The organism is Pseudomonas sp. PWP3-1b2, assembly GCF_049896045.1.
In the GTDB taxonomy this organism is placed as follows: domain Bacteria; phylum Pseudomonadota; class Gammaproteobacteria; order Pseudomonadales; family Pseudomonadaceae; genus Aquipseudomonas; species Aquipseudomonas antarctica_B.
On the sequence record NZ_JAFCTN010000001.1, the window covers coordinates 226792 to 239589 of the forward strand.

13 protein-coding genes and 1 pseudogene are annotated in these 12798 nt (G+C 58.8%); 10 read left to right on the forward strand and 4 right to left on the reverse strand.

Annotated elements, in window-relative coordinates; translation table 11 throughout:
• Positions 1-87 precede the first annotated feature (87 nt).
• Positions 88-1563 (reverse strand): ATP-dependent RNA helicase RhlB, encoded by a 1476-nt coding sequence (gene rhlB / locus ACP7A2_RS00980; protein WP_426132753.1) that lies wholly within the window; start codon positions 1561-1563, stop codon positions 88-90.
• A 96-nt stretch (positions 1564-1659) separates the two neighbouring features.
• The gene (locus ACP7A2_RS00985; protein WP_426132714.1) at positions 1660-2316 is read right to left on the reverse strand and encodes an alpha/beta hydrolase; all 657 of its coding nucleotides are present in this window, start codon (positions 2314-2316) and stop codon (positions 1660-1662) included.
• 346 nt (positions 2317-2662) lie between these two features.
• Between ACP7A2_RS00985 and ACP7A2_RS00990 the strand changes: the two genes are divergently transcribed.
• The 4 genes from ACP7A2_RS00990 to ACP7A2_RS01005 all read left to right on the forward strand — a co-directional run bounded on the left by ACP7A2_RS00990 (position 2663) and on the right by ACP7A2_RS01005 (position 6832).
• The gene (locus ACP7A2_RS00990; RefSeq protein ID WP_426132715.1) at positions 2663-3694 is read left to right on the forward strand and encodes an amino acid ABC transporter substrate-binding protein; all 1032 of its coding nucleotides are present in this window, start codon (positions 2663-2665) and stop codon (positions 3692-3694) included.
• Positions 3695-3766: 72 nt separating this feature from the next.
• A complete protein-coding gene (locus ACP7A2_RS00995) occupies positions 3767-4948 on the forward strand; it encodes an amino acid ABC transporter permease (RefSeq protein ID WP_426132716.1) in 1182 nt (393 codons plus the stop codon).
• Between the two features lie 10 nt (positions 4949-4958).
• Positions 4959-6056: an amino acid ABC transporter permease gene (locus ACP7A2_RS01000; protein ID WP_375069884.1), complete on the forward strand. Its 1098-nt coding sequence runs from the start codon at positions 4959-4961 to the stop codon at positions 6054-6056.
• A gap of 11 nt (positions 6057-6067) precedes the next feature.
• Positions 6068-6832 carry an amino acid ABC transporter ATP-binding protein gene (locus ACP7A2_RS01005; protein ID WP_375069883.1) on the forward strand — a complete coding sequence of 255 codons (765 nt, stop codon included), beginning with the start codon at positions 6068-6070 and terminating at the stop codon, positions 6830-6832.
• A gap of 51 nt (positions 6833-6883) precedes the next feature.
• Here ACP7A2_RS01005 and ACP7A2_RS01010 read toward each other — a convergent pair whose 3' ends face one another.
• Positions 6884-7375, reverse strand: a complete 492-nt coding sequence (locus tag ACP7A2_RS01010; RefSeq protein ID WP_426132717.1) for a type II toxin-antitoxin system MqsA family antitoxin — start codon at positions 7373-7375, stop codon at positions 6884-6886.
• Positions 7372-7488 (reverse strand): annotated as a pseudogene (locus ACP7A2_RS01015) (type II toxin-antitoxin system MqsR family toxin); the annotation flags it as partial. The gene ACP7A2_RS01010 and the pseudogene ACP7A2_RS01015, both read right to left, overlap by 4 nt.
• 149 nt (positions 7489-7637) lie before the next feature.
• Here ACP7A2_RS01015 and ACP7A2_RS01020 point away from each other — a divergent pair.
• The 6 genes from ACP7A2_RS01020 (at position 7638) to ACP7A2_RS01045 (ending at position 12732) form a co-directional block, all read left to right on the forward strand.
• On the forward strand, positions 7638-8297 hold the full coding sequence (locus ACP7A2_RS01020; protein WP_426132718.1) for a FadR/GntR family transcriptional regulator: 660 nt from the start codon (positions 7638-7640) through the stop codon (positions 8295-8297).
• Positions 8287-9549, forward strand: a complete 1263-nt coding sequence (locus tag ACP7A2_RS01025) for a CynX/NimT family MFS transporter (protein WP_426132719.1) — start codon at positions 8287-8289, stop codon at positions 9547-9549. Before ACP7A2_RS01020 ends, ACP7A2_RS01025 begins: the two co-directional genes overlap by 11 nt.
• Positions 9550-10023: 474 nt before the next feature.
• Positions 10024-10848 (forward strand): response regulator, encoded by an 825-nt coding sequence (locus tag ACP7A2_RS01030; protein ID WP_426132720.1) that lies wholly within the window; start codon positions 10024-10026, stop codon positions 10846-10848.
• Between the two features lie 188 nt (positions 10849-11036).
• Entirely contained in the window at positions 11037-11672 is a 636-nt protein-coding gene (locus tag ACP7A2_RS01035; RefSeq protein ID WP_426132721.1) for a response regulator, read from the forward strand.
• Between the two features lie 280 nt (positions 11673-11952).
• Positions 11953-12423, forward strand: coding sequence for a nuclear transport factor 2 family protein (locus ACP7A2_RS01040; RefSeq protein ID WP_348057965.1), 471 nt, complete (start codon positions 11953-11955; stop codon positions 12421-12423).
• A gap of 36 nt (positions 12424-12459) precedes the next feature.
• Positions 12460-12732, forward strand: coding sequence for a GIY-YIG nuclease family protein (locus ACP7A2_RS01045; protein WP_348057963.1), 273 nt, complete (start codon positions 12460-12462; stop codon positions 12730-12732).
• The last annotated feature ends 66 nt before the right edge of the window (positions 12733-12798 follow it).

The window sequence follows — 12798 nt, forward strand, 5'->3', positions numbered from 1 at the left end:
CAGCCTTCACTCAAACAACGGATATGTACTCAACCCAAAACCCAACCACCCACACAAGCCAGCACCCACATTTTTACTGCATCCAGCCTAAGGGCGCTTACGCTCCACAGCCCGCAACAGATGCGTCGGCGGCGTTTCGCAGCTGATCTTGCGCCCCAGCAGCGTCTCGATCGACGGCAACTGGTACGAGTCATCCTCACCGGCAAAGCTGATCGACACACCCGCAGCGCCCGCACGGCCGGTGCGGCCAATGCGGTGTACGTAGTCGTCCGGCACTTCCGGCAGGGTGAAGTTGATCACGTGGCTGATGCCGTCGATGTGAATCCCGCGACCGGCCACGTCGGTGGCCACCAGCACGCGAATCTTGCCTTCGCGGAACCCTTCGAGCGTCTTGATGCGCTTGTGCTGCGGCACATCGCCCGACAGTTGCGCGGCGTTTACGCCATCGCGCACCAGGCGTTCTTCGATGCGGCGCACTTCGTCCTTGCGGTTGGCAAAGACCATGACGCGCTCCCAACCGTTGTCGTTGATCAGGTTGTAAAGCAGCTTGTATTTGTCGGCACCGGCCACCGCGTAGATGTGTTGCTCAACGTTTTCGCTGGCGACGTTAAGCGCTTCGATCTCGACGATGGACGGGTCGGTTGTCCACTGCTTGGCGAGGTTCATCACGTCTTCGGTGAAGGTCGCGGAGAACAGCAGGGTCTGGCGCTCGTTTTTCGGCGGGGTCTGGCGAATGATCTGGCGTACTTGCGGGATAAACCCCATGTCGAGCATGCGGTCGGCTTCGTCCAGCACCATCACTTCGACCATGTCCAGGTGCACGTCGCCACGCTGGTTGAAGTCGAGCAAGCGGCCCGGCGTTGCAACCAGAATGTCGCAATGGCGCGCTTCGAGGTGCTTGAGCTGCTTGTCGAAGTCCATGCCGCCCACGAACGTCATGACGTTGAGGCCGGTGTACTTGGTCAGGTCGGCGGCGTCCTTGGCGATCTGCACCACCAGCTCCCGAGTCGGGGCGATGATCAGTGCGCGCGGCTCGCCCATGTAGCGTTCTTTGGGCGGCGGCGTCTCGAGCAACTGGGTGATGATCGAGATCAGGAACGCGGCGGTCTTGCCGGTGCCGGTTTGCGCGCGGCCAATGGCGTCTTTGCCCGCCAGGGTGAAGCCCAGCACTTGCGCCTGGATCGGCGTGCAGTATGGGAAGCCCAGGTCCTGGATGGCGTGCATCAATTCCGGGGACAGTTTGAAATCGTGGAAGCGGGTTTTACCTTCCTGCGGCTCGACGGCGAAGTCTTCGAGTTTCCACGGGATAACCGGCGGTTTCGGTGCGCGTTCACGGCGAACTGCTTTCGGCGCAGGAGCAGGCGCTGGCGCTTCCTCGGCAGGGGTGGCCTGTTCAGACAGTGTCACCGACGGCTTTTTCTCAGAAGCGACAGGTACGATCCGGTCGGGCTGTTTGCCGTCATTGCGGCGGCTGGCAGTAGGGACAGGAGCACTGGGAACAGGCGCGAGCGGCTCAGCCTCGCTTTTGCCAAACATCTTCTTAAGTGCTTTGAGCACGGTGATCTCATTAATTGATTAAGGAATGTACGCCGGCCAGTGTAATGCAAGAATCGGGCGCGGCGTAGTGCGTCTGTCATGTGGCTACATAATGTGCGGCAATCAGCCCAGGCGAGCGGTCAACCAGTCACCTATGTCGCGTATCTCCTCGGGTAACACTTCGTGACCCATTGGGTATTCCTGCCATGTCACGGTGACACCACGGGTCTTCAAATGCTCATAGGCACTGCGGCCCATCGCGTTCTGCACCACGTCGTCGAACTGGCCGTGCAGGCACAAGGCAGGAATGCGCTGCTGACTGGCGGACAATTCCAGCTCATCGCCAAACGTCGGCGCGTAAGTGGAGAGGGCAATTACGCCACCCAGTGGGCCCTGCCATTTAAGGAAGGCGGTGTGAAACACCACCGCGCCACCCTGGGAAAAACCCGCCAGAAAAACCCGCGAGGCGTCTATTCCGGTTCTCTTCTGATCTTCGATCAAATCGGTAACGGTATTTGACGAGATTTCCAACTCTTCCAGGCTGATGGAACGGGCCGGGCTCATGGCCTTGATGTCGTACCAGCTGGGCATCTCATAGCCGCCGTTGATCGTCACCGGGCGGGTCGGCGCCTGGGGCAAAACGAAGCGGGTTGTCAGCAAGGTTTCCTGCAGTGCCTCAGCCACCGGCAAAAAGTCGTAGCGATCGGCACCCAGGCCATGCAGCCAGATAACGCAGGCGTCTGCGGGCTTGGCGGGCTGAAGAATCAAGGGTTCGGTCATGTCTGCTCCATATAAGTGCGTGCGCTCCGATTGGGTGCGTCGGAACGGTGCGCAATGCGTTGATCTGTTAAGAGAATGTCGCAACGTTGAATCTTTTTCTATTGACCATGGGCTGAAACGACTCAGCCAGCACTCTGGTACGGGGCTTGCTATGTGTAGGTCGATGTCAGAACTATCCCAGGACGGTAACACTATCAGTGACTGCCGCTTGTGGGATAGCAACTGGAATTACTGCGACGACTTCATGCCGCTTGACCTAAAAAAAGCCAACACAGGTCGATATCGCCTCATAAGGGTGCGCTGAGGTTCTAGCTCCGACACAACAAGAGCAAAACTGGAGGTTTGAATGAAGGTATTGAAATCCACCCTGGCCATCGTGTCTGCGGCGGCTGTACTGGGTGTGAGCGGTTTCGCCCAAGCTGGCGCCACCCTGGACGCCGTGCAGAAGAAAGGCTTTGTGCAATGTGGCGTGAGTGACGGCCTGCCGGGTTTCTCGGTACCCGATGCCAGCGGCAAGATCCTGGGGATCGACGCTGACGTGTGCCGCGCTGTGGCTGCTGCCGTTTTCGGCGACGCGACCAAAGTTAAATTCAGCCAGTTGAATGCCAAGGAGCGTTTCACCGCGCTTCAGTCCGGCGAAGTCGACATTCTGTCTCGTAACACCACCATGACCAGCTCTCGCGATGCCGGCATGGGCCTGAAATTCCCGGGCTTCATCACCTACTACGACGGTGTTGGCTTCCTGGTAAACAACAAGCTGGGTGTTAAAAGTGCCAAGGAACTGGACGGTGCAACCATCTGCATCCAGGCCGGTACGACCACTGAGCTGAACGTGTCGGACTACTTCCGCGCCAACAACCTCAAATACACCCCAATCACCTTCGACACCTCCGATGAAAGCGCCAAGTCGCTGGAATCCGGTCGTTGCGACGTGCTGACCTCCGACAAGTCCCAACTCTACGCACAGCGCAGCAAGCTGGCCTCGCCGAAGGACTACGTGGTTCTGCCGGAAACCATTTCCAAAGAACCGCTGGGCCCAGTCGTACGTAATGGCGACGACGAGTGGCTGGCCATCGTGCGCTGGGTTGGCTACGCCATGCTCAACGCTGAAGAAGCCGGTATCACCTCGAAAAACGTCGAAGCTGAAGCCAAGTCCACCAAGAACCCGGACGTTGCGCGTCTGCTCGGTGCTGACGGCGAATACGGCAAAGACCTGAAAGTGAAGAAAGACTGGGTCGTACAGATCGTCAAGCAGGTGGGCAACTACGGCGAAGTCTTCGAGAAAAACCTCGGCAAGACTACCCCGCTGGAAATCGACCGTGGCCTGAACGCACTGTGGACCAACGGCGGCATTCAATACGCTCCCCCAGTACGCTGATCGTTGATGGTTCTGTCACCCGGCGGGCCAACCGCCGGGTGATGTTCTGTTCCATTTTTCCCGGGGCACTTCATGCAAAATCAAATCGGCGCACCAAAGCAGAAGCTCAGCTTCAGCGATCCCAAAGTGCGTGCGTGGCTCTTCCAAATCATCACGATTGTGGCGGTGGTCTCGCTGGGCTGGTACCTCTTCAACAATACCCAGACCAACCTGCAACACCGGGGCATTACTTCGGGTTTCGACTTTCTTGAGCGCAGTGCCGGCTTCGGCATCGCTCAACACCTGATCGACTACACAGAATCGGACAGCTATGCCCGGGTCTTTGTCATCGGTCTGCTCAACACCTTGCTGGTGACGGTAATCGGCGTGGTCCTGGCGACCTTGCTCGGTTTCATCATCGGCGTGGCACGGCTGTCGCCGAACTGGATGATCAACAAGCTGGCGACCGTGTATGTGGAAGTATTCCGCAACATTCCGCCGCTGCTGCAAATCCTGTTCTGGTACTTCGCGGTGTTCCTGACCATGCCGGGGCCGCGCAACAGCCACAACTTTGGCGACACCTTCTTTGTCAGCAGCCGTGGCCTGAACATGCCGGCAGCGATTGCCGCTGACGGGTTCTGGCCATTCGTGGTCAGTGTGGTGGTGGCGATCATCGCGATTGTGCTGATGACGCGCTGGGCCAATAAACGCTTCGAAGCGACGGGCGTACCGTTCCACAAGTTCTGGACCGGGCTGGCGTTGCTCATCGTGATCCCGGCGCTGTGCGCGCTGATCTTCGGCGCACCGCTGCACTGGGAAATGCCAAAGCTTGCAGGTTTCAACTTTGTCGGCGGCTGGGTACTGATCCCTGAACTGCTGGCGCTGACCCTGGCGCTTACGGTCTACACGGCAGCGTTTATTGCCGAGATCGTGCGGTCGGGCATCAAGTCCGTCAGCCACGGCCAGACCGAAGCCGCGCGCTCCCTGGGCCTGCGCCCTGGGCCGACGCTGCGCAAGGTCATCATTCCGCAAGCCCTGCGGGTGATCATTCCGCCGCTGACCAGCCAGTACCTGAACCTGGCGAAAAACTCGTCACTGGCCGCCGGTATCGGTTACCCGGAAATGGTTTCGCTGTTTGCCGGCACGGTGCTCAACCAGACCGGCCAGGCCATCGAAGTGATTGCTATCACCATGAGCGTGTACCTGGCGATCAGCATCAGCATTTCGCTGCTGATGAACTGGTACAACAAGCGCATTGCGCTGATCGAGCGGTGAGGAAACACGCATGAGTACGCATACTTTCAAACCTGATATGCCGCCGCCGAACAAAGTGTTCGGGCCGATGGCCTGGATGCGCGCCAACCTGTTCTCCAGTTGGCTCAACACCCTGCTGACGTTTCTGGCGTTTTACCTGATCTACCTGATCGTGCCGCCGATTCTGCACTGGGCAATTCTGGACGCCAACTGGGTCGGCACCACGCGTGCCGACTGCACCAAAGAGGGCGCCTGCTGGGTGTTTATCCAACAGCGCTTCGGGCAGTTCATGTACGGCTACTACCCCGGCGACCTGCGCTGGCGTGTGGACCTGACTGTGTGGCTGGCCATCGTTGGCGTGGCGCCGTTGTTCATCTCGCGTTTTCAACGCAAGGCGGTCTACGGCCTGAGCTTCCTGGTGCTGTACCCGATCATTGCCTATTGCCTGCTGCACGGCGGGGTGTTCGGCCTGACCAATGTGGCGACCAGCCAGTGGGGCGGCCTGATGCTGACCCTGGTGATCGCCACGGTCGGTATCGCCGGCGCCTTGCCGTTGGGCATCGTGCTGGCGCTGGGACGGCGTTCGAACATGCCGGCGATTCGTGTGGTCTGTGTGACCTTCATCGAATTCTGGCGCGGCGTGCCGTTGATCACCGTGCTGTTCATGTCTTCGGTCATGCTGCCGTTGTTCCTGCCCGAAGGCATGGGCATCGACAAACTGCTGCGGGCCTTGATCGGCGTGATCCTGTTCCAGTCGGCCTACGTGGCTGAAGTGGTGCGCGGTGGCTTGCAGGCGATTCCCAAAGGTCAGTACGAAGCGGCTGCGGCGATGGGCTTGGGTTACTGGCGCAGCATGGGCCTGGTGATTCTGCCGCAAGCCCTGAAGCTGGTGATCCCGGGCATCGTCAACACGTTTATTGCGCTGTTCAAGGACACGAGCCTGGTGATCATCATCGGTCTGTTCGACCTGCTCAACAGCGTCAAACAAGCTGCCGCCGACCCGAAATGGCTGGGCATGGCCACTGAAGGCTACGTGTTCGCGGCCCTGGTGTTCTGGATTTTCTGTTTTGGTATGTCGCGCTATTCCATTCATTTGGAACACAAGCTCGACACAGGCCACAAGCGTTAGGAGTTGATGTTATGAGCGAAGCGATCAAACAGCCTGTGAGCCCTGAAGGCATTATCCAGATGCAGGGCGTCAACAAGTGGTACGGCCAGTTCCACGTGTTGAAAGACATCAACCTCAACGTCAAGCAGGGCGAGCGTATCGTGCTGTGCGGCCCGTCGGGTTCGGGCAAGTCCACCACCATCCGCTGCCTCAACCGTCTGGAAGAGCACCAGCAAGGCCGCATCGTGGTCGATGGTGTTGAGCTGACGAACGACCTCAAGCAGATCGAAGCGATCCGCCGTGAAGTCGGCATGGTGTTTCAGCATTTCAACCTGTTCCCGCACCTGACCATCCTGCAAAACTGCACGCTGGCCCCGATGTGGGTACGCAAGATGCCCAAGCGCAAGGCCGAAGAAATTGCCATGCACTACCTTGAGCGTGTGCGCATTCCGGAGCAGGCCCACAAGTTTCCGGGGCAACTGTCCGGCGGCCAGCAACAGCGTGTGGCGATTGCCCGTGCCCTGTGCATGAAGCCGAAAATCATGCTGTTCGATGAACCGACGTCGGCACTCGATCCGGAAATGGTCAAGGAAGTACTCGACACCATGATCGGCCTCGCGGAAGACGGCATGACCATGTTGTGCGTGACCCACGAAATGGGCTTTGCCCGCACCGTGGCCAATCGCGTGATCTTCATGGACAAAGGCGAAATCGTTGAGCAGGCGGCGCCAAATGACTTCTTCGACAACCCGCAGAATGACCGGACCAAGATGTTCTTGAGCCAGATTTTGCATTGATCGATGGTTGAAACAATAAACCCGGCCTTGTGCCGGGTTTATTGTTTGGGGCTAGGACGCTTTAAGTGCTCCAGCGTCGTGGTGCACCGTGTAGGTAAAGGCGCCGCGCATGTCCGCACCTTCGGCCAACGCTTTTGCGTCAGCCAGCAAATGCGGGTGACGATCCAATAAACGCATCAGCACCACCAAGGGTTTGGGGGCAAGAAGCTCGCCGCGTTCGTAGCGGGAGAATGCGTTGTGGCCGCCACCTGAGAGCAACTCCACTGCTTCTTTTTGGGTAAGGTGCAGTTTGCGGCGGGTGCGTTTGATCTCGGCGCCGATCATTTGCCGAGCCGCGAGGACCAACTCGTCCATTGCTGCGTCGTAGCGGTCTGTACTGTCGTTGTTTGGGTCCCAGAAGCCGTCGCCGCACTCCGTGCATTCCCAGCCTGAGAGATTGTCGACGCGACGCTCCATGCCTTTAACGCTGATGGTTTCGCTACGGCCTTCGAAATACATCAGCCCATTGGGCGCGCCGCAGATGTAGCAATTTTTAACCTTCATAGGTTTTTCTCCTTGAAGGAGATCACCGGAGGGTCACCGTCCGGGGAGTAAGTGACCTTGATGTAAATCTCCCTGTCTTTTGCGTGCGTGTGGTACACGTCCTGCCAAACCCGAGTCCAATAATTACCCTCTGAGGGTAATTTTACCAATCGAAAATACTGCTCCTTTTGTTGCCTCAGAACCCTAGCCCGTTGCCTTTGTAGGCAGCTACGAATAGGCTGTAGGAAAATTCATCCTATGATTGGACGAAAGTGCAAAACCCATGACAGACATCGCCCCCTTGATCAAACGCTCCCTGGTCGATCAGGCCCTTGAGCAACTGCGCTTGCGCATCAGCAAAGGTGTATGGGCCATTGGCGAACGCCTGCCCACCGAGCCCGAGTTGTCTGCCGAGTTGGGCATCAGCCGCAACACTGTGCGCGAGGCCATGCGCGTGCTGGCGTTTTCCGGGTTGATTGACATTCGCCAGGGCGATGGCAGTTACCTGCGCTCCATGACCGACCCGCTGGGGACGATGCGCGCGTTATCGCATTGCACGATCAGCCAGGCGCAGGAGACGCGGCAAATACTCGAAGTGGAAGCGATTGGCCTGGCGGCCGTGCGCCGAACCGATGAAGACCTGAACGGTTTGCGCGCGGCGCTCAACGCCAGTGCCGAGCTGTATCACGGTGATTTGGAGGCCTATATCAGCGCCGACCTGGTGTTTCATCAGCGCATGGTCAACGCGGCACACAACCCGGCGTTGAGTGAGCTGTACCACTACTTCTCCGCCATCGTCGGCGCCCAGCTGCGCCAGACCCTGAACATTTCGCCGCGTCGCCAGGCGGTGTTCGACCTGCATATCGCCCTGCTCGAAGCCGTCGAACGCCAAGACCCGGAACGCGCCAAATCCCTCTGCCGGCAGTTGATCAATGAACCCTGAAAACACGCTTGAAGAACTGTTGATCGACGCCGAGGCGGACGACGAAGTGGTGCAACACAGCCAACCCGTCGTCAGTCGCCCGTGGCTGTTGCTGCTCGGCTTGATTCTGGTGGCGTTGAACCTGCGCCCGGCGCTGTCGAGCATGTCGCCGTTGCTGAGCGAGGTGTCCGTCAGTTTGGGGTTGTCGGCCGCCAAGGCCGGTTTGCTGACCACCTTGCCAGTGCTGTGCCTGGGCTTGTTCGCGCCGCTGGCGCCGATGCTGGCGCGGCGTTTTGGCGCCGAGCGCGTGGTGTTGGGCATTCTGCTGACGCTGGCCGGCGGCCTCATCCTGCGCAGTGCTTTGGGTGAGGTCGGGTTGTTCGCCGGCAGCCTGATCGCTGGCGCGAGCATCGGCATTATCGGGGTGTTGTTGCCCGGCATCGTCAAGCGCGATTTCGCTAAACAGGCCGGCACCATGACCGGCGTCTATACCATGGCACTGTGCCTGGGCGCGGCATTGGCGGCGGGCGCTACAGTGCCGTTGAGTCATTACTTCGACAACAGTTGGAACATCGGCCTGGGCTTCTGGATTTTGCCCGCGTTAGTGGCGGCGCTGTGCTGGTTGCCGCAGGTTCGGCAAAAGCACGGCGCGCATCAAGTTGCCTATCGGGTGAAGGGCTTGCTGCGCGACCCGCTGGCCTGGCAGGTGACGGTGTACATGGGCTTGCAGTCGTCGCTCGCCTACATCGTGTTTGGCTGGGTGCCATCGATCCTGATCAGCCGTGGCCTGAGCGCCACCGAAGCCGGGTTGGCGTTGTCGGGTTCGATCATCGTGCAACTGCTCAGCGCCCTGACCGCGCCTTGGCTGGCGACCCGTGGCAAGGACCAGCGCCTGGCCATTGTGGTGGTGATGGTGTTGACACTGGGTGGGCTGTTCGGCTGTTTGTATGCGCCGCTTGAGGGGCTGTGGGGCTGGGCGATTCTGCTGGGATTGGGGCAGGGTGGCACGTTCAGTTTGGCGTTAACCCTGATCGTCTTGCGTTCGCGCGATGCTCACGTGGCAGCCAACCTGTCAGGCATGGCCCAGGGCATCGGCTACACCTTGGCTTCGTTGGGCCCGCTGGCCGTCGGCGTGCTGCATGACTGGACCGGTGGCTGGGGCGCCACGGGCTGGGTATTTGGCGTGATCGGCCTGGGCGCAATTGTTGCGGGGCTGGGCGCAGGCCGCGCGGCCTACGTGGGTGTCACCAGCGAGAGCGTCAAGCGTTCATAGGCCTGGATCAGGTGCTTTGAATGCGGCACCGGTATTCCACGGTCAGGGCGACGGAGCCGTCGATGAGCGCCTCAGCGTCTATTCTTTCAGCAGGTCTTGCTGTGAAAGGGTGTGTGGGGCAGACGCGTACGGTGAAGTTGCCCGGTGTTATAGCGTTGTTTTGGGCACGCGCAGCGACCGGGATAACGGGAGAGAATTTATCGCCGGGATGAAACCCGGGGATGCAACTTTCCCTTATGTCAGGGTGGCAATGAAGCGCCGGGCGTGTTGATTAAAAAATCACAGTTTGGTCATCGTTGTCGTAGTTGTTGTATCGCTGCGCCATAAACATTCGGCTATGTTTTCGCGCGGGTTGATTTCCGCAATCTGTTAATCGGGTTCCGGTAATCATGTTGCTGCGAACAGTTCGAAACGGTTCGATGTCCCGCTGCGGCAGGCAGGCCGGGCGAGTTGGTCGCTCTCGATGAGGGCGCTATGGCGGGCAACTCTGCAGACCGAGGTTCGCGGCAGGCGGCTTCTGACTCGGCCACGTTGGCTCACTGGTCTCACGCTCAAGTGCTCGTGGTGGATGACCATCGCACCTACCGTTTGCTGCTGGGGGCCATGCTGGAAAAGCTCGGTGTGGCCTATCGGTGTTGTGACAACGGCCAGCAGGCATTGCACGCGCTGGACGCTGACCGCTTCGACCTGGTGATCACTGACTGTCGAATGCCGGTGATGGACGGTTTTGCCATGACCCGTGAACTGCGCCGACGCGAGAGGGCTGAGGGGCGTGCGGGAATCATTGTGCTGGCGCTGACCGCAGGCCTGGGGCCGGAGGACATCCGGCAATGTGAGGCGTGCGGAATGAATGGTTGGCTGACCAAACCCCTTGGTCTCGCGCAGTTGGACGAGGTGCTGCGTTGCTGGTTGAACCCTTCGCAAGCCGCACCGCCTGCCGACAAGCCCACGGGCTCAGCGCGTGTGCGCAACATTCCCATTCCCAGCCGAGCGAGCCTGATCGAGACGTTCGGCACGTGGGAGGTGGTCGAGCCGATGCTGCTCAGCCTGCTTCAGGAGGCCCACGCGGACCTTGCCGTGTTGACGGGTGCCCAAGCGTGCCTGGACGCCAGCCTGACCACGCAGTCTTTGCACCGTTTGGTAGGCAGTGTCGCCTTTTTGGGTGAGAGCGGTCTGGAAGACGAGGCGATCAAGCTGATCAATGCCGTGCATTTATCCGGGGTCGAACTGAACCAAACCGCCTTGAATCAGTTGCGCGAGGACATCAACTTGTATCTTGATTACTTGGCTCAGCTGTAGAGTTGGTGAAGGAATTTATACATTTGTGCGTAGTACGTTTCCGTATGTCTTTTCTCTTTGTTGTGTGGGAGTTTGTGGTGGGCTCTTTAAACACGGGGCGGAACGGAAAGTGGCTAATTATTTCCTATTGTTGCTAAAAGACTATCGCGCTATGTTCGCGGTCTCAAATTGCCATCATGGAAAAGTCGATGATCCGCGTCATTATTGCTGACGATCACCCTATCGTTCGTGTGGGCCAAAGAGTGGTGATCGAGGCGAGTGGTAAATACAAAGTAGTCGGCGAGGCAGATGGCCCCGATCAACTGCTTGATCTGGTCGATCGAATCCCTTGCGACGTGATCGTTACGGATTTCGCGATGCCCGGAAATCAACAGGCCGACGGCTGTGGGTTATTGGGCTTGTTGAACCGCAGGTACCCTGACTTGCCTGTGATCCTGGTGACCATGTTTGCCAATGTCGCGACCCTGAGAGCCGCCTTTGGCCACGGTGCCAAGGGTGTCATTGCCAAAAGCGCGTCTGCCAGGGAGCTACCCAAAGCATTGATGTCGGTGACGCAGGGGCGCACTTTTGTCAGTGAGTGCCTGCGCGTGCAACTGGACCAGGCCTGCCTGGCGCGGCCCACTCAAGCGCCCAAGTTGTCGGGTAAGGAACAGGAAGTAGTGCGCATGTTGGCGAGCGGAATGACGGTCACCCAGATTGCTGCACGGGTTAATCGAAGTATTTCTACTATTAGTAAACAGAAGAGTACAGCGATGCATCGGTTGTGTATTTCCACAGATGTTGATTTGTTCAATTACGCGCGTGACGCGGGTATGGTGCCTTAAACTTTTCAGCAAGTTTCGTCGGATCTTGCTCGGATATTAAAGGCAACTAATGACAATGTTCAGGCAGTGTTTAAAGTTCGGCGCGTGATTGTTTTCAGACGCTGGAGCTGAACGCATTACGGCTGAAGGCCTGGTCTGACAATGACCAGGCATCATAAGCGCCGAAGGACGTATGCCTAGTACGCGCATCCTGCTCATTTACAGGGCAAATGGTCATGGCCTTCCCGGCGTCCGCAGACTATCGTGCAGCCCTGATAACAATGAACTGCGGAGCCTGCTTATGAGTGATGCCCACAACGCCCTGATCACGAGTTTTTACCAGGCGTTCCAACGCCTCGACGCCGAAGCCATGGCCGCCTGTTACACCGACGACGTGGTGTTCAGCGACCCGGCTTTTGGTGAGCTGCGCGGCCGTGACGCCGGCGACATGTGGCGCATGCTCACCACTCGCGCCAAAGACTTTTCCCTGACGTTCGACCATGTGCGCAGTGACGAAACTACCGGCAGCGCCCATTGGGTAGCGACGTACCTGTTCAGCGCCACCGGCAATACAGTGGTCAACGACATTGGCGCGCGGTTTGTGTTTCGCGACGGCAAGATCAGCGAGCACCACGACCACTTTGACCTGTGGCGCTGGTCCCGCCAGGCGCTGGGTATCAAGGGCCTGTTGCTGGGCTGGTCGCCCGCGTTGAAAAACGCCGTGCGCGTGCAGGCACTCAAAGGCTTGAAGGCATTTCAGGCCAGTCGTTGATAAGATTGGTGCCCCTTTGCTGTGCCGAATTTACCCGTGACCACGCCTGAACCCAAACCCTGGTTTGTCTACCTGGTGCGCGCCGCTAACGGCTCGCTGTATTGCGGCATCAGCAATGACCCGCAGCGCCGCTTTGCCTCGCATCAAAGCGGCAAGGGCGCGCGGTTTTTTCTGTCGAGCCCGGCGGTAGCGTTGGTGTACACCGAGCAATGCGCGAGCAAAGGTGATGCGCTGCGCCAGGAGCGGTTGATCAAGAAGTTGAAGAAGAGCGCCAAGGAGTGCCTGGCAGCGAGCGGTGAATCACGCTGACTGATAGGTGCTCATCACGCCTATTCACGGTGTCTCGCGCTAAGCTAGCGGCTCATTTGTTTAGCG